Below are 21,783 nucleotides of genomic sequence, written 5' to 3' on the forward strand. Positions count from 1 at the left end.
GGATGTGACAGCGTACGTCTCGGCCTTCGACCTCTTCTCGATCGGCATCGGTCCCTCGAGTTCGCACACCGTCGGACCCCTGAGGGCGGCCAAGGCATTCGCCGACAGGCTCGTGGCCGACGGCGTTCTCGACCGCGTGACGCGCGTGACCTGCACCCTCTACGGCTCCCTCGGCTCGACAGGCATCGGGCACGGAACACCGGACGCGATCGTCGCGGGCCTCTCCGGCCGTGAACCGGAGACCTGTCGGCCCGAAGACGTGCGCGGCGCCTGGTCGGGCCTCGGCGAAGGCGGCACCCTGCTGCTGGCGGGGCGCCACGAGATCCCGCTGGCCCGTGACGACATCGCGTTCGAACCGCGCACCCGGCTCCCCGGCCATCCGAACGCCCTCACCCTCAGCGCCTGGGGCGACGGGTCGAGCGCCCTCCCCCTCGTCGAAGAGACGTACTACTCGATCGGCGGCGGCTTCATCCGTCGCGACGGGGAGGAGGCCGCGCTGTCGGCGCGCGCCGAACATCCACTCCCCTACGACAGCTCGGAAGAGCTGCTGCGGCTGTGCGACGAGCACGGCATCCCGATCTGCGAGGTCGCCCGCCGCAACGAGGCGGCCATCCACGGCGCCGATGCCACCCGCGAGCGTCTCGACCTGATCTGGGAGGCGATGGCCGAATGCGTGGCCAACGGCCTCGCCGGCGACGGCACGCTCCCGGGCGGTCTGGGCGTGCGGCGCCGCGCGGCGGCCCTCCGCGCGCACCTGGAAGCGGCCGAAAGCCAGGTGCCGTCGCGCGACACCAGCATCGAGTGGCTGCACGCGTTCGCTCTGGCCGTCAACGAGGAGAACGCCTCGGGCGGCCGCGTCGTGACGGCTCCGACGAACGGCGCCGCCGGGATCGTTCCCGCCGTCGCCCACTACTACCTGCGCTTCGTTCCGGGGGCGACGGCGGAGGGCATCCGTCAGTACCTGTTGACGGCCACCGCGATCGGCTCGCTGTTCAAGGCCAACGCGTCGATCTCCGGCGCGGAAGGCGGCTGCCAGGCGGAGGTCGGCTCGGCCTGCGCGATGGCCGCGGGCGCGCTCTGCGCCGTGCTGGGTGGAACCCCGCGCCAGGTGGAGAACGCGGCGGAGATCGCGATGGAGCATCATCTCGGCCTCACCTGCGACCCGGTCGGCGGACTGGTTCAGATCCCGTGCATCGAACGCAACGCCATCGCATCGTCCACCGCGGTCTCCGCCGCGCGCCTGGCGCTGCACGGCGACGGCTCGCATCTCGTGTCGCTCGACGCCGTGATCGAGACGATGCGCCAGACAGGGCTCGACATGTCGACGAAGTACAAGGAGACCAGCGAGGGCGGCCTCGCGGTCAACGTCATCGAGTGCTGAGCCGGGCACCGGGCGCCGGGTGCTGAGCCGGCTCTCGGGTTACGTCGCATTGCGGGGGTCGTAGGCGCCAGGGGATGCGCTGGTTAGCGTGGTCGTCGTGAGCACCGCATCCCACACCCCGACCAGCACGCGCCCGAGCACGGCCGCGGGCGCCTCCCATCTCGCCGCCGCGATCGACAGGCCGCTCGTCTCCACGCAGTGGCTCGCCGACCACCTGGGTTCCGACGGACTCGTGGTGCTCGACGCGACCGTCGTTCCGTCGACGCGTGCCGACGGAGCGCCGACGTTCATCAGCGGCCTCGACCGGTTCCTGGTCGACGGTCACATCCCGGGTTCCGTCTTCGCCGACCTGGTCGACGTGTTCAGCGACCCGCGCGGAAGTCATCCGTTCACCCGGCCCGATGCGCGCGCCTTCGAGGCGGCGGCCGGGGCGGTGGGTGTGGATGCGGACACCACCGTCGTGGTCTACGACGCGGCCGTCGGTCAATGGGCTTCGCGCGTGTGGTGGCTGTTCCGGGCGTTCGGATTCGATCGGGTCGCCGTGCTCGACGGTGGCCTCAGCAAATGGAGACACGAAGAGCGCGCCACGGATCTCGGGCACGTCGAACCGCGCGGTGTCGTGTCGTCGAGCGCACCGTTCGTGGCGACGGAGCGCCCGGGCGCTTGGGTGGAGAAGGAGTTCGTTTCCGGTGTCGTCGACGGGTCGGAGCGGGCGACGCTGGTCTGCGGCGTCCCTCCGAAGGAGTTCACCGGCGAGTCCGGCCACCGCGCGCGACTCGGACACATCCCGGGCAGCCTGAGCGCGCCGGCCGGAAGACTCGTCTCCCGCGCGACGAACGAGTTCCTGCCGCCGGCGCAACTGCGCGAAGCACTGGCCGGCGCACTCGCCTCCGACGACACGATCGTCGCGTACTGCAACGCCGGTATCGCGGCGGCCTCCGACGCGCTGGCCCTGGCGCTGCTCGGCCGCACGGACGTCGCCATCTACGACGGCTCGCTCAACGAATGGGCGGCGGATGCCGAGGCCCCGCTGGCGACACGGCTCCCCTGAGCGCCCGGGAAGCCTCGGCGTGGTGGGCCGATTCTGAACCTTGCCTGGGTACTTGCAAAGGATGGAGCGACGGCCGGGTCGGCGTGCCTAAGCTCACATCATGACGCTTACTGACATCCCCCTCACCACGATCGACGGCGCACCGACCTCCCTCAAGGAGTTCGACGGCAAGGTCATCCTCGTGGTCAACGTCGCCTCCCGCTGCGGCCTGGCGCCGCAGTACGAGAAGCTCGAAGAACTGCAGAAGACCTACGGCGACCGGGGCTTCACCGTCATCGGTTTTCCGAGCAACCAGTTCTTGCAGGAGCTGAGCTCGACTGACGCCATCAAGGAGTACTGCTCGACGACATGGGGTGTGACTTTTCCGATGATGGACAAGGTGAAGGTCAACGGCAAGTCGCAGCACCCGCTGTACGCCGAGCTCACCAAGACCCCGGATGCGTCGGGCAAGGCGGGCAAGGTCAAGTGGAACTTCGAGAAGTTCGTCATCACCCCTGACGGTTCGGTGCACCGTTTCCGTCCGACGGTCGAGCCCGACGACCCCCAGATCGTCGACCTCATCGAGCAGACCCTTCCCGTCCGCTAAGGCGGGCGCGCGAGCGCGCTGACACGCTTTTCGTGTCGACAGGCGTACTCTCTGTGCATCGGCGACCGTAGCGGTGCGGCCGGCGGCAGGGTTGCCACCGGTGGTGCACCATCGGGGAAGGTCGCCCGGAGCACGATGGGGATCGGTCGATGAGGATTCGGACTGCGGCGCGGAGCGCGGCATGGTGACAGATAGCGAACTGACGGAGGACGAGCTCACCGAGCTCGCCGAACTGCTGCGCGGGCGGCGCTCCGAAGACATCGCCGAGGCCCAACGCCTCGCCGAGTCGCTGGGCGAGGTGCTGGCCTCCCGCGCCGACGGCACGGCGGACGACGAACACGACCCCGAGGGCCCGACCATGTCGTTCGAGTGGACCAGGCTGCAGAGCCTGCGCGGCGACACGGCTCAGGACATCAAGGCGGTGGATGCGGCGATCGCCCGGGTCGACGACGGTACGTTCGGCGTGTGCATGCGCTGCGGCCGCCCGATCGGCGTCGAGCGGCTCCGTGCGCGCCCGACGGCCGAGTTGTGCATCGCCTGCGCGCTCACCGTGGACGGCTGAGCAGCCCTCAGTCGGCGAAGCGCGATGCGCGGTAGACCGCTTCTGTGCGAGAGGCCGCGCCGACCTTCTTGAGGATGCTCGACACGTGCACGCTCGCGGTCTTGGCGCTGATGTAGAGCGTCTCGCCGATCTGCTTGTTGCTGAGGCCCTGCTCGATCAGCGCGAGCACCTGGGCCTCGCGCTCGGTGAGCGGGGACTCCGTGTTCCGAGCCGACGGATGCCGACGAGCGAGGGCTCGATCGGTGAGCGCGTCGACCTCCCGCACGATCAGGCCGAACCCGAGCGCGCCGGCTCGCTGCCTGCTTTCTTGGGCGGCGGACTCCGCCGCAGCCCGGTCGCCGGCTTCGGCGTGCGCCTGCGCGAGGCGAAGCAGCGAGTAGGGGCGCAGGTGGGCGGGCGCGAGCGGCGCGTCCGCGGCATCGACCGCGCGACGCCACGCTTCGATGGTCCGCTCGGAGCGGGGCATGCCGAGCTCGTCGAGGTCTGCGAGCCCGTCGAGGTCTGCGAGCCCGTCGAGGTCTGCCGCCGGAAGGCCCAGAAGCTCGGCTTCGACGATCGGCGCCCACACCGGGTAGGTGGGCCAGGCGGTCAGCGTGCTGAGGATATCACGCAAGCGGGCGGCCGCGACCTCGACCGGGATGCCGGCGGCCAGCTGCTGCGTGGTCGGCTGCTGGTGCGTGCCGACCCCAGCATCTTGGTCGGCGGCCACGCTTTCGACGTAGGCGGGCACATCCGAGCACACCATCGCGAGCGAGCGGGCCGCGACGGCGAGCAGCGGAAGATCGTAGGCGGGAATCGACCGCCAGAACGGCGATGTGATGACGCTCGCGTCCGACCAGGCACGACGCGCGTCACCCTGCGCGATGGCGACCTCGGCGGCGACTCGAGCGAATCCGAGCCGCGACTGCATCTCGATGCCGCTCTGCACGAGCATCCCGGGCCGCCACTTGCGAAGCAGATCGTCGGCCCGCTGGGTGTCGCCGCGCCACAGCGTGAGCCACAGCTTCATGCGCTGCAGATGCACCCGGAAGCCCGGCGGTGGGTCGAGGGCGATGGCCGGATCGAGCAACTCCTCGGCGCGGTCGAGCTCGCCGAGCGCCATCAGCGGCTCGACCGTGTTCGAGGAGAGCATGACGCCGCTCGTGCGCTCGACGCCGTGGGTGCGCACGAGTGCGACGCCCGCCTCCGCGATATCGACCGCGTCTTGGTAGCGGCCGATGACGTTCATAGCGTCGGACGCGTTGACGGCATGACGCATCAGCGGATTGGCGTCGGTGCCCGCGAGCGCCCGTGCGGTCTCGAGGTCGGCGAGCCCCAGCTCGATGTCGCCGCGGTCGATGTGGGCGATTCCGCGCACGGTGTGGGCCACAGAGGAACCGCGCGGGCCGCCGGCCTCGTGCGATTCGCCGATCGCGAGCGACGACATCTCGATCGCCTCGTCGTAACGGGCCTCGAGCATGAGGCGGCCAGCGAGTTCGGCGAGCAGCTGGGCGCGCAGATCGTCGGCGGGATCGTGCGGTGCGATCGCGAGCGCCTCCTGCAGCAGCTCCACCGAGCCGGTGCGATTGAGATTCTTCAGATACAGCGCCTTGTCGCGCAGGAGTCGCGCATGCTGGGCGGGCTCCAGCTGCGAGGCGTCGACCAGTGCGAGGTTGGCGAGTGCCAGCGCTCGTTCGTTGTCGCCGGCGTTGCGGAGATCCGACGCGGTTCGCGAGAGGAGTTCGGCGCGGCTCCGGCCGGCGATCGCCTCGGCGTCGTCGACCTGGTCCCAGAGTTCGAGAGCCCTGTCGCCCATCGCTGCGGCGGCCCGGTAGGCGTAGGAGCGTCGTGCCTCCTCCATGGCCTCGAGCGTCGCGACGAAGGCGCGCCGCGGATCGTGGGCGGCCATCCAGTGATACGACAGCTGGCTCGCAGAGCCGGCGTTGCTGCTGGTGCTGGTCCCCGGATCCGCGTTGCTGCCCGACGCTGCGGCCGCGGCGATCGACTCCAGGGCGAGTGCGTAGCGTGTGTGGAAGCGGGTTCGTTCGCCGGGCAGGAGGTCGGAATGCACGGCCTCGCGCACCAGAGCGTGCCGGAACGAGTACTCGGTGCTGTCGGCGCTCAGCACGTTAGCGACGACGGCCTCACGAGCGGCTGCGTCGAGCTCGTCTGCCGTGCCCTCGAACACGACTTCGAGCAGCCGGTGCTCGACGCAGACGCCGCCCGCGGAGATGAGCCGCAAGAGGCTCTGCGCCGTCTCGCTGAGCCGTTCGTAGCGGGCGAGCAGCAGTTCGCGCAGGGTCTCCGGCAGCTCTTCGCCGGTGCCGAGATGGTCGATGGCGGCGAGCTCTTCGACGAAGAACGGCACGCCCTCGCTGAGGGAGTAGATGCGCCCGACGGTTTCGGCGTCGGGCAGGCTGCCCAGAATCTGCTCGACCTGCGCCGCTACCTGCGCTCGGTCCAGCCGCGAGAGCTCCCAGCGGGTGACGCGCCGGGTTCTGTCGAGCTCGGGCAGATACGAGCGCAGCGGATGCCCGCGCAGCACCTCGTCGCTGCGGTAGCTGAGCACGAGCAGGAATCGGCCCCGCGCCATCATCTTGACGACGAAGCGCACCAGTTCGAGCGTGGCGGTGTCGGCCCAGTGGATGTCTTCGAGGATCACGACGACGGGCCGTGCCGCCGAGACGTTCTCGAACAGCACGGTCACGAGCTCGAACAGTCTCTCGGCGCCCGTGCGTGCCGGGGTGCCCGACATCCCGTCGAGCTCGGGAAGGAGCACGGAAAGCACGCCGGCGCCGGGGCCCGCCGCCTCGATGACGGCATCGACGCCGATCGCGCCGACGAGCTCGCGCAGCACGCCGGTGAACGGCGCGTACGGTGTGGCGTCGCTGCCGAGGTCGATGCTTCTGCCGGTGACCACGACCGCGGACGCGGCCGCCTCGGCCCGGAACTCGTCGAGCAGCCGCGTCTTGCCGATGCCCGCTTCGCCGCCGATCACCGCGACTCGCGGCTGCCCGACCGCCGGCTGGGTCGCGGCCGGCTGTGCTGCGACCGACTGTGCTGCGACCGGTTGGCGTGGCGCAAACGCACCACCGCTCGACGCAAGCGCCAGCTCTTCGCGCAGAGCGACCAGATCGGACTCGCGCCCGATCATCGAGAGGCTGGAAGCCGGTGATCGCATGGCCTCATCGTGCCACGAACCACCGACATCCCGGGTCTCGAATCAGCCGTCTTCATGGACGGAACAAGAGGCCTCACCGACCGGCCGACTGCAGTTCTCGTTCGGCGGCGACGGTCGGCGTTCCTGAGCCGGATTCCGGCGCGTTCCGCGCGGTCGTCACGCCCGCATCCGGCACCGTCGAGGCTGTAACGCGCGGCGACGACCGGTGCCACGCGGACTCGGCCCGAACGACTCGCGCCAGTTCGATCTCCCGGCTCTGTTCCGCGGCTTCCCGCGCATTGATCCGGCCCATCTGAAACTCTTCCGACAACAACATTTTCGCTTCCCCATCCCACTCTTTTCCAGTGGTCTCAGACTGTTCTCTAAGGGGGTGCCGTCACATCGGGAGGATGCCCTATTTCCGAAAGCGGGCAGCCTCAGACGCGCGTAGACACCGGCGACCGAGGGGAGGATGCTGTGCGCATGGCAACGATCAACGAACTCACACCGCCCTACGACGTCGGATACTTCGTCGGAAGCCTGTCGGCTGACTCGATCAATCGGCTCCTCTCCAAGGCGCTCATCCGTCTGGCACCGGAGGAGCTCCGTTTCACTGAGATCTCCATCCGCGAGCTGCCGCTGTACAACCGGGATCTCGACGGCGACTATCCACAGGTCGCCCGCGATTTCAAGGCCGAGATCGCCCGCCAGGACGCCCTGCTGTTCATCACGCCGGAGTACAACCGCTCCATCCCGGGCGCCCTGAAGAACGCGATCGACTGGGCGAGCCGGCCCTACGGCGAGAACGTGATCGCGCGCAAGGCCACCGCGGTGATCGGCGCGTCGACCGGTGCGATCGGCACCGCCGTGGGGCAGCAGCACCTGCGCAGCGTGCTCAGCTTTCTGAATGCCCCGCAGATGAACACCCCCGAGGCGTACATCACGGTGCGGCCCGGCCTGATCACCCCGGATGGCGAGGTGACGGATGCGGGCACGGAGACCTTCCTCCGCGGCTACCTTGAGGCGTTCTTCGAGTACATCGAACGCGTCTTGACCGTCGTGCCCAAGGCACGCTGACGCTGCAGGGCACCCTTCTCACCCCATCGAGGGGTCCCAACGCGCCGTTACATGGGTACATGTAACGGCGCGTTGGGACCCCTCGATCGTCCGGGGCGGGGAGGGGGCGTCAGGTGGCGGGATGCGTGGCCCGGGGGCGGCGCGGACGGCGCGGGGGGCGGATGTTCTCGCCGGCGGTGCGCGAGAGCCGGGCGGACTCGATGACGGAACCGAGCGCGACGATCCCGACGAGCACGAACGCCACGCGGTACGCGCCCGAGACGGAGTCGAGGCCGACGGCCGACGCCAGCGGCGCCCCGAATCGCAGGGCCACCGCGCCGACGGCGACACCGAGCCCCGCCGCGATCTGCTGCACGGTCGAGGCGAGCGTGTTCGCGCCGGTCATCTCATCGGCGGGCACGTCGGCGAACGCGATCGTGTTGTACGCGGTGAAACCCGTCGACCGGGTCATCCCGCTGACGAGCAGCAGGGCGACGACGAGCGCGATGGGGGTGAGCGGTGCGATGAGCGCCGACAGCAGCATGGTCGCGACGGCGCCGGTCGTCGACCAGATCAGCACGGTGCGGAAACCCCAGCGGGTGAGCATCGGCGTCGTGGCGGGTTTGATCACGAGGTTGCCGACGAACAGCGCGAGCACGACGGCGCCGGCCTGAACGGGAGACCAGCCGAGCGCATCCTGGAAGAACAGGGGCAGCAGAAAGGGCACGGCCGAGATCGTGAGGCGAAACAGGGAGCCTCCGGCGTGCGTCACGCGGAACGTCTCGATGCGGAAGGCCCGGAGGTCGAGCAACGGATGCTCGGCGCGTCCGAGATGCCAGATCGCCGCGGCCGTGAGCACAGCGCCGGCTGCACCGGATGCGACGACCGCCAGGAGCGGCGCGGACGGATCGGCGAGCAGCGCTCCGAACACGACGACACCGCCGACGCCGGTGAAGGTCAGCACGAACCCGATCCAGTCGAGCGGTTTGCGGGTGCGTGCGACGTCGATCGGCGTGAGGCGGATCGCCGCGACGAAGGCGACGATCCCGAGCGGGATGTTGAGCAGAAAGATCCACTGCCAGCCGGCGTACGTGACCAGAAGGCCGCCGACGAGCGGCGCGAAGATGGGCGCGGCGAGCGCCGGCCAGGTGAGCCAGGCGATCGCCCGCACGAGATCGCGTTTCTCGGTGACGCGCAGCACCGCGAGCCTGCCGACCGGCACCATCATCGCGCCGCCCGCTCCTTGCAGCACCCGCATGACGGTCAGCTGGGCGAGGTCTCCGCTGGCGGCGCACAGCGCCGACGCGATCGTGAACACCGCGATCGCGCCGGCGAACACCGTGCGCGCTCCGAGCCGCTCGGTGAGCCAGCCGGAAATGGGGATGAGCACCGCGAGCGTCACGAGATAGGCCGTGATCGCGAGTCCCACCGCCGCCGAGTCGACGCCGTAGGCGCGCCCGATGGTCGGAGCCGCGGTGGCCAGGATGGTGCCGTCGAGGTTCTCCATGAAGAACGTGCCCGCGACGAGCAGGGTGAGTGCGAGCTGCCTGCGCTCGTTCACCCTCGCGCTCGTGCGGCCGACGGCGTGGGATGCGGTGTCATCGCCCGCCTTCGAGCTTGCGGTGCCGCTGCTGCCGACCTGCGGTGCCGTACGGGTAGTCGTCGATGCGCGGAGCGCTGGCGTCGGTGAGACGGGTCAGCTGCTCGCCGGAGAGCTCGAGGTCGGCGGCGCCGAGGTTGTCGGTGAGCTGCTCGACGGTGCGGGCGCCGAGGATCACCGAGGTGACGGCGGGCCGCGCGAGAAGCCAGGCCAGGGCCACCTGCGAAGCGGATGCCCCCGTCTCGTCGGCGACGGCGGACACGGCGTCGATGACCTCCCACGTGCGCGGGTCGGCGTTGCGCTTGTCCCAGGCTTCCATGCCGCGCTTCGGGTTCTCGCCGAGCCGCGTGGCCCCGGTCGGCGCCTGATCGCGGGTGTACTTGCCGCTCAGCCAGCCGCCGGCGAGCGGCGACCAGGGCAGGAGGCCGATGTTCGCATCCTGGGCTGCGGGCACCACCTCGTGCTCGATGTCGCGCACCAGCAGGTTGTACTGCGGCTGCAGGGTGACCGGCGGCGCCCAGCCGGCGGCCTTGGCGACCTGCACGGCCTTGGTCAGCTGCCAGCCGAGGTAGTTGGAGAAGCCGTAGTAGGAGATCTTGCCCGCGGTCACCGCGTCGTCGAGAAACCGCAGCGTCTCCTCGATCGGCGTCACGGCATCCCAGGCGTGCATCTGGTAGAGGTCGATGTGGTCGACGCCGAGCCTCGACAGCGAGGCGTCGAGGGCACGGCGCAGGTGGGTGCGGGAGAGCCCGATGTCGTTCGGACCCTCGCCCATCGGGAAACGCCCCTTGGTGGCGATGACGATGCCGTCGCGGCGGTCCGGATGCGTGGAGAGCCAGCGGCCGATGATGGTCTCCGACGTGCCGGAGCTGTAGACGTCGGCGGTGTCGATGAACGTGCCGCCGGCGTCGAGATAGGTGTCGATGAGGGTGTGGGAGGTCTCCTCGTCGGCTTCGGCACCGAACGTCATTGTGCCGAGCGCGAGAGAGGAGACGATGGTTCCGCTGTTTCCGAGGGTTCGAAGGTCCATACCTCGACGCTAATCCCCGGCGGCGGGTTTGCGAACCGTTTGCCACCGGCCCCCTCCGCCGTGGCACGCTGAAAGCATGGCCGAACCGCTCCGTCTCGTCATCCTCTCCGACACGCACCTGCCGAAACGCGCGCGGGCACTGCCCGAGCAGGTCTGGCGCGCTGTCGACGCGGCGGACGTCGTGATCCACGCGGGCGACTGGGTGGACACGGCGACCCTGGATGCGCTGCAGAGCCGCGCATCCCGTCTGATCGGCGTGTACGGCAACAACGACGGCGAGGCCCTGCGCGAGCGGCTCCCCGAGATCGCCTGCGCCGACCTCGGCGGCCTCCGCTTCGCGGTCGTGCACGAGACAGGCCCGGCCACCGGGCGCGAGCTGCGGTGCGAGCGCGATTTCCCCGACACGGATGTGCTGGTGTTCGGGCACAGCCACATCCCGTGGGACAGCACGGCGCCGGGCGGGCTGCGCCTGCTGAACCCCGGCTCGCCGACGGACAGGCGGCGTCAGCCCGTCGGCACGTTCCTGACCGCGGTGGTGCGGGATGGGCGGCTCACCGACGTCACGTTCGTGCCGGTCGAGCGCCCGGCGGCCTGACGCGTCGCGGCGAACGGCGGGAGCTCAGGCCACAGGAACGAGGAACCCGTCGACGACGAGCGCGCGCACCACGGGGATGAGCTCGGCCCCGAGCGCACCCTCATCCACCTCGAGGAGCTGTGCGAGAGCCGCGACGATCGATCCCGCGGTGAGTTCGCCGTCGCTCGCGCCGACGAGCGCGTTCAGCGCGGTGTCGCCCTGAACGCTGCGGCCGAACCCGCCGCCCTGCCGTAGGAGAAGGGCGGTCGGCGACTCGTCGCCCGGCCAGAAGTGGCGCTCCTCGGTGACGTCTCCGGCGACCGCGAACCGGGTCGCGGCGATGGCCTCGTCGTCCAGGCCGGCCTGCCAGTCGTGCGCCTGCAGGGCCGCGCCGAGATGCACGCCCAGGCCCGCCTCGACGGCCCCGAGCGCACCGTGCAGTCGCTCCAGTCTGCGCAGCGTCAGGTCGCCCGTCGCTGGACGACGCAGCAGCACGTAGCCGAACCCGACCGCGGTCACGCCGCGCGCGGCGAAGTCGCTGAGCCAGGCGTCGTACAGGGCGTCGAATTCGGGTGTTCCGGGTCGCGTTCCGCCGTCGCGGATCCAGGTCTCGGCGTACTCGGCGGCGTCCTGCTGGTCGCGCTCGATCACCCAGGCGTCCAGCGGAAGCTCGGATGCGTCCAGCCAGTCGCCGACTCGGGCGAGCCCGTCGCGAGTGGCGGTGTACTCCCAGTTGGCGAGCAACTGCGCGACGCCGCCCGGTGCGAGGTGCTCGCCCGCCGACCGCACCACCGCCTCGACCAAGGCGTCGCCGACCAGTCCCCCGTCGCGGTACTCGTATTCGGGCACGCCGTCGCCGCGCGGGGTGATGACGAACGGCGGGTTGGAGACGATGTGGTCGAATCTCTCCCCCGCGACCGGCTCGAACAGGCTGCCCAGCCGCAGCTCGATGTTCCCGATGCCGTTGAGCTCGGCGTTGAGCGCGGCGAGCTGGAGCGCGCGCTCGGAGATGTCGGTGGCGACCACGTGGCGGGCGTGGCGCGACGCGTGCATCGCCTGGATACCGCATCCGGTGCCCAGATCGAGGGCACGGTCGACCGGCGTCTGAAGCATCAGGCCGCTCAGGGTGAGGGATGCGCCACCCACGCCGAGCACGTGGTCGACCGGAAGGGCGTGGCCCAGCGCGAGCTCCCCCAGGTCGGAGACGATCCACCATTCGCCGGCGCCGATCGCGTCGACGAAGCTGTACGGCCGCAGGTCCACCGCCGGTTCGGCCGTCGTGCCGGCGACACGCACCAGGCCGAGGGCGACGGCGCCGTTGACGCCCAGCGCGGGAAGCGCCGCGGCGAGCGCCGGCACGGCGACGGACCTGCCGAGCACGAACAACTCGGACAGGGTGGCAACGGGCGTCTCCCCGCGCTGCCGCCGCTCGGCGTCGAGAGCGCGCAGGGCCGGAATACGCTGGCCCCGGTGCAATGCCTCGGCGCCCACGCTCCCCCAGAGTGCGGAGACCGCCGCGACTCCGTAGCCCGCCGCGCGCAGATCGTCGCGGAGCAACGAGACGAGCGCGGGGTCGTGCTGGATGTGGTGGTGCTCGATGTCTTGCTGTTCAGGGTCGGACGCGCGCGAAGGGTTCACCCACCCATTCAAACGCACCGGCGGGTGCAGAATGGGGCGATGATCCGCAAACACGCGATCGTCACCGGAACGGTGCAGGGCGTCGGTTTCCGTTGGAGCGCGCGTCAGGCCGCGCACACCTTCGGCGTCGCGGGATTCGCGCGCAACCGGTCGAACGGCACTGTCGAGGTCGAGATCGAGGGCGAGCCCGACAGGGTCGACAGGATGCTCGACTGGCTGCGCTCCGGGCCGCCCGGCGCCGAGGTGGCCGACGTGACCGTGAGCGACAGCACCCCGCTCGGCGACGACGCGTTCCGGGTGAGAGAGACAATGGAGCCATGACCCGTGCAACGCTGCTGACCCTCACCGCGCCGACCACCGCTTCGGCGGGCTCCGCGCACTCCGCCGGATTCGCATCCGTCGACGCCGATGCGCCCCAGGTGAACCTGATGGACCTGGGCCTCACCCGCGGAGACGGGGTGTTCGAGACGATCAGCGTCGTCGACGGTCACCCGCAGGCGCTGGAGCCGCACCTCGAGCGTTTGGCGCACTCGGCCGAGCTGCTCGACATCGCCGAGCCCGACCTGACGCTCTGGCGGGATGCGGTGCTCGCCGGAATCGCGGAGAACCGGCCGCTGAACCCCGGCACGCGCGAGCTGTTCGCGAAGCTGATCCTGACCCGCGGCGTCGAGGGCTCCGGCAGCCCGAGCGGGTGGGTGTACGTCGCTCCGGCCGAGGATTTCGCGGCCGCGCGCGAGGGCATCCGTGTCGTCACCCTCGACCGCGGCTACGCGCACGACGTCGCCGAGACATCGCCGTGGCTGCTGGCCGGGGCCAAGACGCTCTCCTACGCCACCAACCGGGCGGCGCTGCGAGAGGCGTCCCGCCGAGGAGCGGACGACGTGATCTTCATCAGCTCGGACGGGTTCGTCCTCGAGGGCCCGACCTCCAACGTGATCGTGCTGGGCGGCGACACCGTGCGCACGCCGCAGACCGACCAGGGCATCCTCGCGGGCACCACGCAGGCCAGCGTCTTCGAGTTCTTCGCACAGCGCGGACTCAGCACCTCGTACGAGCGGATCACCGCTGACGAGCTCGTGGCCGCCGACGCGATCTGGCTGGTGTCGAGCGTGCGCCAAGCGGCTCCGGTCACCCAGCTCGACGGCGAACCGCTCGGCGTCGACGCGGGCCTCACGGCCGCACTCAACGAGTTCCTGCTCTCCCGCACGAGCTGAGGCCGCCCCGGTCACGTGCCGTCGCCGGCCGTCGCCGGTGTCCTCGGAGCGTCGTAGGCTGTACGAACCAAACGGGACGAGGCAAAGCTGCGCGAGGCAAGGCGAGAGGGACGATCGTGGTGGACGGGGTACCGACGAGCATCGAAGTGCTCCGCCAGCTGGCGCGCGACGAACTGTCCGCCATCATCGAGCATCGGTGCCGGGCCGGCGAAGACCCGTGGCAGTTCATCCCCGACCTGCCGAGCGTGGACGAGCAGGTCGTCATCACCCTGCGGCTGAGCGCGATCGACGCCTTCGATCTCGCGGATGAGCAGTCTCGCGCCCACCATCCTGCGGCCGGCCGCGAGACGTTCGCGCGCTTCGAGTACAGCGTGCTTCGGCGCATCGCGCTGGAGCATCCCGAGTTGAGCGAAGCTGTCTGGGGGATGCTCGACCGTGTCGAGCGCGCCTAACCACCGCGGCGTTGCGGCACCGCGTACGCAGCGATCAGCGCGAGCGCGACGAGCACCACACCGCCGATCCCGAACGGCGTTCTGAGCAGCTCCGCGATGAAGCCCACCCCGGGGATCACGACGAGGACCCGGCCCGCGTGCGCGATCGTGTACGGCTGCGGATCGTCGGCGGCGTTCGCGTCCCCGCGGAGGACGACGCTGTAGCCGCGCTCGGCCGGAGTGATGGCGACGATGCGGTGCGTGATGAGGCCCTCGCCGTTCGGCCGCGGGACGGTGATCACCTCACCCACCTTGAGGTCGGAGGCCGGGGCGTCGCGGACGAGCACGAGCGACCCGGTCGGCATGAAGGGCGTCATCGATCCGGAGATGACGGATTGGGGCCGGATGCCGAAGAGGATGGCCGCCAGGAACAGGACGATGCAGGCCGCCCCGACGATGGCAGCCACCCAGAGCACGATCGAGCGCAGCACGGCCACCGCCGCCCACCCGCTGCTCACGCTTTCCGTCGAGTCGACCACGCTAGTCCGATGCGCCGGTGATCCGGAATCCGATCGCCGCGGCGCCCGCGTTCGTCGCGGAGAGTTCCGGGGTGTCGAGCAGGTGGACGACGAGCGTGATCGTGGCGCGGGAGCCGGCCGGGCCGCTCCAGGTCGCGCCGTCGCCGAGCGGCGGCAGCTCCCGAGCGGCGAGCAGCACGGTGACGCCGGCGTTGTTCGCCGCCTGCTCGCCCAGCTCGGCGGCGGTCGACCCTCCGGCGGGATCGTCCGGATCGCCGAAGAGCACCGTCTGCGCGCCGTCCACCTCTGCTACGGCCGAGAACCGCAGGGCCGAGGCCGTGTCTCCCGTGACCGAGCCCGCGGGCAGCGCCAGAGAGATCGCGGTTCGCACCGACTCGCTGTTGCCGAACACGCCGACCTTCAGCCGGGCGGTTGTTCCGGGTACGAGGTGGTCGACCGCGGTGAACGAGCCCTCGATCGTTCCGTTCTCGTCGGGCAGCACCACCGTTCCGTCGGCGCGGATGGCGCCGAACCCGAAGTCGGCGCCCATGCTCTGGAGTGTGAGTCTCCCCTGGTCGGCGAACCCGGCCGAGGTGGGCGTCACGCTGAAACCGAGCACCACCGACAGCGCGGCGATGACGCCGACCGCGATCGCGACGGTGCGCGTACGGGTGCGGCCCAGGGCTGCGAGCGCTCGGGTGGTCATGAGCCGTCCTCCCGCCGACGCCGCAAGATGAGCACGAGGTACGCCCCGCCGAGAATCGCGAGCGCGGCGGCGACCAGCCAGGGGACCACGTCCGAACCGGTCGAGGCGATCGGCGAGTCGCCCGCGTCGTCCGACTCCCGCAGCGATGAGAAGCGCCAGTCGACGACAGCCTGGGCGGTGCGGTACTCGTCACCGGCCTCGATGGGCAGACCGATCGTGGCCGTCACGACGCGGGTCTCCCCCGCGGCCAACGATCCGAGATCGAAGCTGCGGCCGGTGAGCTGGGCCACAGCGGACGCTTCGGCCAGCGTGCGGCCGGAGGAGACGAGCGCGAGCTGGGCCGGATTCGCTCCCTCGAACGCGGCACCCTCGGCGGTGAGCACGGTGAAGCTCACCTGCCGCGCGATGGGACCGGTGTTGCGCACCGTCATGTTCCAGGTGTCCTGATGGCCTGGCGCAGGGAGCGCGAGCTCGATGTGGGTCTGTGCGGCGTCGAGCGCAGAGTCGAGCGGGCCGCCCAGGGCGGACGCTGTCGGTGTCACACCCAGAGCGGCGGCCGGGATGAGCAGGGCGGCCGCGACGGCGCTCGCCGCGAAGCGGGTCGTGCGGTTCATCAGAAGGTCGCCTCCACGTCGATGGTGTCGCCGGCGACTGTCTCGCCGGTGAACGTCAGGCCGATGTCGACGGTGGTCGCATACGCCTCGCGAGGCGCGGTGCGGTCGAGCCACACCGTGACCGACACGACCGGGGCGGTCCCTCCGTCGGCGCCGAGCACCGGTAATCGGATGCCCGTGCCGCCGTTCAACTCCGCGATCTGCGCGGCCGAGAGCGGGATCCCGTCAGGGAGCAGAGGCACGCCGTCTGCGTAGACGCCGAACCGGAGCGCTGCGAAGACCGCCGGCGCGTCTCCGTCCCCGCGATCGTTCAGCAGCAGGGAGACCGCGGATGCCGCCGAGCCGTCGAGCGTGCGCAGGGTCACGTCGGCGCGGGCCGTTCTCTGCTCCGGGTCGCCCACCGGGTCGACCAGCAGGGTGGTGATCGGCGCCCTGGTGACATCGTCGGCACGGTGAATGACGTTCGGCGACGCGGGGTCCGGATAGCGCACGGCGACCTCCGCGCCCTGCCCCAGCTCGATGCGGCCCGAGGTCTGCGCGCTGAGCGTTGCTGTCTGCACGAACGAGGCCGCCGTCGCTCCCAGCACGGAGACCAGCCCGAGCACACCGATCGCGAGAAGCGTCGCCGCACCGGCGCCGCGGCCCCGCCGGAAGTGCGGAGGCCGCCCGGAGTGACGCGTCGCGCTCATCGGTTCATGCCTTTCATCGAGATCATGACCCTGCTGGCGAGCCCCTGGTACTCATTGCCCAGGCTGCCCGGCAGGGAGATGTCGACAAGCACCGTGGTCGACCCGCCCGCCGCGATGTCTCCGAGCGGCAGGTCGGCGAGGCGCTCGAGCTCGGCCCCGGGAACGCTGTCCGCGAGGACGGCGCCGTCATGGGTGACCGTGAACTCCATCGCATCGAAGAGGGTGAGTCCCGGCTGAGGTTCCGGGTTGAAGACCGTCATCCGCACGGAGCCGGTGAGCTGATCGCTGGCGTTCTTCACCCCCAGCGTGAAGGTGCGCTGCGAGCCGGGACCGAACCCGGCGCCGCCGACGAGTTCCACCTCACCGGGCACCGGGTCGCCGTCGACCCACGGCACGTCGGGATCGAGCGACGCGCCCTCTGTCCCGGCGACCTGCAGCTCGAAGCCCGTCGGCTGGGTGATCACCGCGCGGCCGTCGATCGTGTCGACGATCGCCGCTCCGGTGGCCAGCCAACCCAGCGCGAGCAGGATGCCGGCAGCGAGGAACGCTCGGCGGCGACCGGTTCGCTTGCGCTCAGCCACACTCGTCCTCTCTCGACTCGGCGATGCGGCGGCTCGGTCGGTCAGCTGCTGACGGAGGAGCCGCTGACGGTGGCCTGCAGCTGCACGCCGCCGCCGTTCGCGGCGTTCGTGCTCACCTGATCGGCGCCGTCGACCAGGTAGACCCGCACGACGAGGACCGAACCGGCGCCGGCGTCGAGCGCAGCGAGGTCGGTCGCAGCGATGCTTCCATCGGCGAGGGTCAGCCCGGTGGCCGCCCACTGGGTGGGCACCGAGGTGGCGTCGTCGACCTGCGCGATGTCGACCCGTAGCAGCGACGCATACGCGGCATCCCTGGCTGCCTGGTCGGGGTCGGGGTCGGCGGCCCGGATGTTCTCGAACGCGATGTCGAGGGTCGAGCCGAACGAGGCCGATTCGTTGCGCACGGGGATGTTCACCAGCAGCGGGTCGCCGCCGGGAACCAGCGAGTCGGCGCCGACGATCGGCGTGATGTCCGCCGCATCCGGGTTCGCCTCGATCCAGCTCGCCACGGAGGCGACGGTGGCCTCCTGGCGGTTGGAGACCTGGATGTTGTACGTGTTCTCGGAGCCGCCGAAGCCGCCGGAGCCGCCCAGGTTCAGGAAGGCCTGATCGGTGAACGCCGCAGCGGTGGCGAGCGCGGCTACGCCGAGCAACGCGCCGGCGGCGATGACGACGCGCTTGCGACCCGTTTTGGCGGAGGGCCGATCGGTGGTGTTGTTTCGCATGTCTGCGTTCCTTTCCAGTGGAGGTTGATCGTTATTTCACGCGGATTGTTCCGGTCGAGTTCGCCGTGACGGGTTGACCGAAGATGTGCTCGACGGTGACGGCCGTCTGGTCGTAGATCTTGTAGCCGCTGCCGGCGACGCACATCACGTAGCTCGAACCGACGATCGTGCCGCCGCCCCAGGCGTACATGTCTCCGGCGGGCGTGATCGCCCAGGCCGCGCACTGCGTCGTGGCCACCTTCGAGATGGCTCCCGCCGGCACCCCGGCGACCGGCGTCGGCATGGTGACGATGTCGCCGCTCACGTTCGTCGAGCACGACGTCGCGGCGGTGGAGTGCACGCCGATCGCCTGGCAGAAGTTGTTGCGGCCCCAGCCGAGCACATCCCCCGACCGGGTGAGTGCTTGCACCGAGCCGACTCCGGGCGAGGCGTAATCGATGTTCTGCAGGGCGACGGCCGGGCGGTTACGGTAGTCGGGGGCCGAGGAGCTGGTGCTGCTCGTGCGGCCGAGGAAGTTGTAGCCGTAGGTCTGATCGGTGGAGATCATCCACGTGTAGAGGTCGCCGTTCTGCAGCACCATCCGCGGGGCGCGCGCGCTGAACCCCAGCTGACGCACCGGGCACGCGCCCTGGTCGACCATGTCTTTGTCGGCCACTCCGGCGCACTGCTGCAAGGTGCCCGCCGACATGTTGGCGAAGATCGCGGTGAAGCTGGCCGTCGTGCCGTCGTAGGAAGCGCCGCCTGCGTCGGTGTAGAGCTCGGGATACGCGGCGAAGAGCGCCTGATTCGCCCCGCGGTTCAGGTATGGGCAGCGCTGGCTGTTCTGGCTCGTTCCGGTGCCGTCGGAGTGGTCATAGCCCCAGGTATAGATGAGGCCGCTCTGCGACACCGCGCCCGAGGAGTTGTTGCCTCCCCAGATCGAGTGCCACTTCACCGTGCCGGCGGCGTTCGCCCCGGACGCGCATCCACTGCTCGACAGGTTGTTCGCGGTGTCGTTCGCGAGGCGAGGCAGAGGGTTGCCCTGGGAGCTGGCGTTGTCGGTCGGCATGTTCTCGCCGCCGTAGCCCCAGGCGTACATGTTGCCGTCGGCGTCGAGCGCGAGGAACTGGTTCTCTGATCGCTGCAGGTCGACGACCGGTGGCAGCGGGGTGCCATCGAACGTCGTGGTGACCTGGCCCGGCGTGTACGACTGCTGCAGCGTGATCGGGCCGCGACCGATGAGGCCGGCTCCCGCGGCTCCCGCTGGATATGGACTCCCCCAGGTCCAGACGCCGCCCTCCGAGTCGCGCGCCGCGAAGCTCGTGCTGTTGGACGCGGTGAAGTTGTCGGAGCTTCCAGCCGCCTCCACGATCACTGTTCCCTCCGGAAAGATCGCCTTCGTCGGGTCGGCCGAAGCGGGGGTCGACGCGCTTCCGGCGCCGTCGCCGCTGGAACGGATGCCCGAGACGAACAGGTCACCGAAGCGGCTGATGAAGAGGGCCGAGCCGCCCGACTGGTCGTTGCCGACCGGCGGCACGCCCGACGTCACCTCGGTGGCGGCCTGCAGCGACGCGTAGCCGATGTCGTGGAAACCGGCTGCGGCTGAGGTGGAGGAGGCGAGGCCGACGGCCACCGCGGCGAGGCCGATGCCGCCGAGCGTGAGACGTTTCACGGGAACTCCTCACTTCGCAGTGATCACTCGCAGGTAGCGTGCAGTCAAGTCTGGGACACGGAATATCAGTTCCAACGCTAACACGTCTCAATAAACATCCGCAGTGCCGAGCGCGCAATATCCTGTATATCGGTATCCTCTACCGCGCGCGACGGAGGCGTGTGGCGAGGCCGATTCAGCGCAGGGCGGCGGCGTCCGTGACCGGAAGGTGGCAGACGAAGTCGCGGCAGAGATAGGCCGTCGGCGCCCCGTCGCGTGTCGCGCGCCCGGCGAAGAGCTCGAATCCGGCGGCGGCGAACGCGGCGGCAGCGCTCTCCGACACGACCGCGACGAGGTCGCCGTGGCGATGGCGGGCGACGGCGAGGAGACCGTCGGCCGCATCCGCGTGCCGGTCGTCCGGCAGCACCAGCACGAGTTGCACCGGTTCAGCGTCGAGCGCCGACATCAGTTCGAGCGCCGCACCGAACGCGCTGGGGGTCTGCTCGGCCTGGGCGGCGACGAGCCGCATCGCCTCCCGAGCGGCGCGCTCGTAGCGTCGTTCCGCCGTGAGCAGGTAGAGCACGTGAGCGGCGGATGCCGTGGCGGACAGTCCTGAGGGATACGCGCCCTCCGAGGGGTCGATCCTGATGCCCATCCCATTGCTCTGCAGCACGGGGTCTCCGCCACCGGGAACACCGAACGGGCAGTGCTCCTCCACCGCGGCGTCGATGCAGAGGTCGACGAGGTCGCGGGCGGCCACCGCGTATCGCACGTCTCCTGCAGCCAGCGCGAGGTCGAGCAACCCGTGGGCGAGGCCGCCGTAGTCTTCGAGCGTGGCGCCTGCGTCGGAGACCCTGTCACCGAGGGAGGCCCGAACGAGGATGCCCGTCGGAAGCACGTGCCGTTCGAGCAGCAGGTCGGCCGCCTGAGCGGCGGCGACGAGCCAGCCGGGCCGGTCGAGCGCGAATCCGGCGCGGGCCAGCGCCCCGATGGCGAACCCGTTCCACCCGGTCAGCACCTTCTCGTCGATGGGTGGGGCCTCGAGCTGCGCCCGTTCGGCGGCGGAGGCGCGGTAGTAGGCGCCCTCCACCCGAACGCCGTCGATCACACTCTCCGAGTCCTGTGCGGAGGCGAAGCCCCCGCTCGCACGCCGCAGCACGTCGAGCAGGAACCGCGCCGCGCCGTCGGCGGCCTCCTGGGCGCGGTCGCCACCGGTCCGCTGCCACGCGGCCGCGTACGCGCGGAGGAGCAGGGCGTTGTCGTAGAGCATCCGCTCGTAATGGGGGTCGCTCCAGTCACGCTTCGTCGCGTAGCGGAAGAAGCCGCCGTCGACCGGATCGCGCAGCGGGGACGCCGCCATCCGGTCGAGAGTGCGGACGGCGAGCTCCACCCCCGACTCGCGCGCCAGCAGGAACCCGAGCAAAGGCGCCACGGGAAACTTCGGCTGCATCCCGAACCCGCCGAACTCGGGGTCCTCCGCCTGTGCGATGGCGGAGACGATCGCATCCAGCACGCGGCCGTTCGGCAGTTCGGTGACCTCGACGGCGGCTGCGGATGCTGCGGCGAGCGCGTCGACCACCTTCGCCGCGTTGTCTTCGACCTCGGCGCGGCGGTTCACCCAGGCGTCGGTCACAGCATCCAGTGCCTGCCGGAACGAGGCGTGGCCGGCGACGGGCAGCGGAGGAAAGTAGGTTCCCGCGAAGAACGCCTGCCCACGAGGGGTGGCGAAGACGGTCAGCGGCCAGCCGAGATTTCCGGTGAACGCGCTGGCCGCCGAGAGGTAGCCGGCGTCGACCTCGGGATGCTCCTCCCGGTCGACCTTGATCGCCACGAACCGCTCGTTGAGCTCGGCAGCGAGCACAGGGTCGCTGAAGCTCTCCCTTGCCATGACATGGCACCAGTGACAGGTGGCGTAGCCGATCGAGATCAGCACGGGCACATCCCGTCGCTCGGCCTCGGCGAACGCCTCCGCGCCCCACGGGAACCAGTCGACGGGGTTGTCCGCGTGCGACCTCAGATAGGGGCTGATCGCCTCAGCGAGCCGGTTCGCCATGCCGC

Annotated in this window: 22 protein-coding genes; 9 read left to right on the forward strand and 13 right to left on the reverse strand. The window is 70.4% G+C overall.

Annotated elements, in window-relative coordinates:
• Positions 1–4 precede the first annotated feature (4 nt).
• From ACFVWR_RS09325 to ACFVWR_RS09340, 4 genes are all read left to right on the forward strand, one after another.
• Positions 5–1,381, forward strand: coding sequence for an L-serine ammonia-lyase (locus ACFVWR_RS09325; protein WP_387210350.1), 1,377 nt, complete (start codon positions 5–7; stop codon positions 1,379–1,381).
• A gap of 97 nt (positions 1,382–1,478) precedes the next feature.
• On the forward strand, positions 1,479–2,432 hold the full coding sequence (locus ACFVWR_RS09330; protein ID WP_387210352.1) for a sulfurtransferase: 954 nt from the start codon (positions 1,479–1,481) through the stop codon (positions 2,430–2,432).
• 100 nt (positions 2,433–2,532) lie between these two features.
• Entirely contained in the window at positions 2,533–3,018 is a 486-nt protein-coding gene (locus ACFVWR_RS09335; protein WP_387210354.1) for a glutathione peroxidase, read from the forward strand.
• A 181-nt stretch (positions 3,019–3,199) separates the two neighbouring features.
• A complete protein-coding gene (locus ACFVWR_RS09340) occupies positions 3,200–3,580 on the forward strand; it encodes a TraR/DksA family transcriptional regulator (protein WP_387210356.1) in 381 nt (126 codons plus the stop codon).
• A gap of 7 nt (positions 3,581–3,587) precedes the next feature.
• Here ACFVWR_RS09340 and ACFVWR_RS09345 read toward each other — a convergent pair whose 3' ends face one another.
• Together ACFVWR_RS09345 and ACFVWR_RS09350 are read right to left on the reverse strand one after the other, a co-directional pair.
• A complete protein-coding gene (locus ACFVWR_RS09345; RefSeq protein WP_387210358.1) occupies positions 3,588–6,740 on the reverse strand; it encodes an AAA family ATPase in 3,153 nt (1,050 codons plus the stop codon).
• Positions 6,741–6,813: 73 nt separating this feature from the next.
• Positions 6,814–7,032, reverse strand: coding sequence for a hypothetical protein (locus ACFVWR_RS09350; protein ID WP_387210360.1), 219 nt, complete (start codon positions 7,030–7,032; stop codon positions 6,814–6,816).
• A gap of 170 nt (positions 7,033–7,202) precedes the next feature.
• Here ACFVWR_RS09350 and ACFVWR_RS09355 point away from each other — a divergent pair, with 170 nt between their 5' ends.
• The gene (locus ACFVWR_RS09355) at positions 7,203–7,796 is read left to right on the forward strand and encodes an NADPH-dependent FMN reductase (protein ID WP_387210362.1); all 594 of its coding nucleotides are present in this window, start codon (positions 7,203–7,205) and stop codon (positions 7,794–7,796) included.
• Between the two features lie 109 nt (positions 7,797–7,905).
• Here ACFVWR_RS09355 and ACFVWR_RS09360 read toward each other — a convergent pair whose 3' ends face one another.
• Positions 7,906–9,336 (reverse strand): MFS transporter, encoded by a 1,431-nt coding sequence (locus ACFVWR_RS09360; protein WP_387210364.1) that lies wholly within the window; start codon positions 9,334–9,336, stop codon positions 7,906–7,908.
• Between the two features lie 37 nt (positions 9,337–9,373).
• Positions 9,374–10,405 carry an aldo/keto reductase gene (locus ACFVWR_RS09365; RefSeq protein ID WP_387210366.1) on the reverse strand — a complete coding sequence of 344 codons (1,032 nt, stop codon included), beginning with the start codon at positions 10,403–10,405 and terminating at the stop codon, positions 9,374–9,376.
• Positions 10,406–10,481: 76 nt separating this feature from the next.
• Here ACFVWR_RS09365 and ACFVWR_RS09370 point away from each other — a divergent pair, with 76 nt between their 5' ends.
• Positions 10,482–11,000, forward strand: coding sequence for a metallophosphoesterase family protein (locus ACFVWR_RS09370; RefSeq protein WP_387210368.1), 519 nt, complete (start codon positions 10,482–10,484; stop codon positions 10,998–11,000).
• 24 nt (positions 11,001–11,024) lie between these two features.
• Here ACFVWR_RS09370 and ACFVWR_RS09375 read toward each other — a convergent pair whose 3' ends face one another.
• Entirely contained in the window at positions 11,025–12,563 is a 1,539-nt protein-coding gene (locus ACFVWR_RS09375; protein ID WP_387210505.1) for a methyltransferase, read from the reverse strand.
• A gap of 93 nt (positions 12,564–12,656) precedes the next feature.
• Here ACFVWR_RS09375 and ACFVWR_RS09380 point away from each other — a divergent pair, with 93 nt between their 5' ends.
• The 3 genes from ACFVWR_RS09380 to ACFVWR_RS09390 all read left to right on the forward strand — a co-directional run bounded on the left by ACFVWR_RS09380 (position 12,657) and on the right by ACFVWR_RS09390 (position 14,283).
• Positions 12,657–12,938 carry an acylphosphatase gene (locus tag ACFVWR_RS09380; RefSeq protein ID WP_387210370.1) on the forward strand — a complete coding sequence of 94 codons (282 nt, stop codon included), beginning with the start codon at positions 12,657–12,659 and terminating at the stop codon, positions 12,936–12,938.
• Entirely contained in the window at positions 12,935–13,831 is an 897-nt protein-coding gene (locus ACFVWR_RS09385; RefSeq protein WP_387210372.1) for an aminodeoxychorismate lyase, read from the forward strand. Before ACFVWR_RS09380 ends, ACFVWR_RS09385 begins: the two co-directional genes overlap by 4 nt.
• A gap of 116 nt (positions 13,832–13,947) precedes the next feature.
• On the forward strand, positions 13,948–14,283 hold the full coding sequence (locus tag ACFVWR_RS09390) for a hypothetical protein (RefSeq protein WP_387210374.1): 336 nt from the start codon (positions 13,948–13,950) through the stop codon (positions 14,281–14,283).
• Here ACFVWR_RS09390 and ACFVWR_RS09395 read toward each other — a convergent pair.
• The 8 genes from ACFVWR_RS09395 to ACFVWR_RS09430 form a co-directional block, all read right to left on the reverse strand.
• Entirely contained in the window at positions 14,280–14,780 is a 501-nt protein-coding gene (locus tag ACFVWR_RS09395; protein WP_387210376.1) for a signal peptidase I, read from the reverse strand. The genes ACFVWR_RS09390 and ACFVWR_RS09395 overlap by 4 nt on opposite strands.
• Positions 14,781–14,802: 22 nt before the next feature.
• Positions 14,803–15,486, reverse strand: a complete 684-nt coding sequence (locus ACFVWR_RS09400; protein WP_387210378.1) for a hypothetical protein — start codon at positions 15,484–15,486, stop codon at positions 14,803–14,805.
• The gene (locus ACFVWR_RS09405; RefSeq protein ID WP_387210380.1) at positions 15,483–16,100 is read right to left on the reverse strand and encodes an LPXTG cell wall anchor domain-containing protein; all 618 of its coding nucleotides are present in this window, start codon (positions 16,098–16,100) and stop codon (positions 15,483–15,485) included. Before ACFVWR_RS09405 ends, ACFVWR_RS09400 begins: the two co-directional genes overlap by 4 nt.
• Positions 16,100–16,789, reverse strand: a complete 690-nt coding sequence (locus tag ACFVWR_RS09410; RefSeq protein WP_387210382.1) for a hypothetical protein — start codon at positions 16,787–16,789, stop codon at positions 16,100–16,102. Before ACFVWR_RS09410 ends, ACFVWR_RS09405 begins: the two co-directional genes overlap by 1 nt.
• Positions 16,786–17,370: a hypothetical protein gene (locus ACFVWR_RS09415; protein WP_387210384.1), complete on the reverse strand. Its 585-nt coding sequence runs from the start codon at positions 17,368–17,370 to the stop codon at positions 16,786–16,788. Before ACFVWR_RS09415 ends, ACFVWR_RS09410 begins: the two co-directional genes overlap by 4 nt.
• Before the next feature lie 41 nt (positions 17,371–17,411).
• A complete protein-coding gene (locus tag ACFVWR_RS09420) occupies positions 17,412–18,095 on the reverse strand; it encodes a hypothetical protein (RefSeq protein WP_387210386.1) in 684 nt (227 codons plus the stop codon).
• 31 nt (positions 18,096–18,126) lie between these two features.
• Positions 18,127–19,746: a hypothetical protein gene (locus ACFVWR_RS09425; protein WP_387210388.1), complete on the reverse strand. Its 1,620-nt coding sequence runs from the start codon at positions 19,744–19,746 to the stop codon at positions 18,127–18,129.
• A 175-nt stretch (positions 19,747–19,921) separates the two neighbouring features.
• Positions 19,922–21,778: a thioredoxin domain-containing protein gene (locus ACFVWR_RS09430; protein ID WP_387210390.1), complete on the reverse strand. Its 1,857-nt coding sequence runs from the start codon at positions 21,776–21,778 to the stop codon at positions 19,922–19,924.
• Positions 21,779–21,783 lie beyond the last annotated feature (5 nt).

The organism is Leifsonia sp. NPDC058292 (genome assembly GCF_042880955.1).
Taxonomy (GTDB): Bacteria; Actinomycetota; Actinomycetes; order Actinomycetales; family Microbacteriaceae; genus Leifsonia.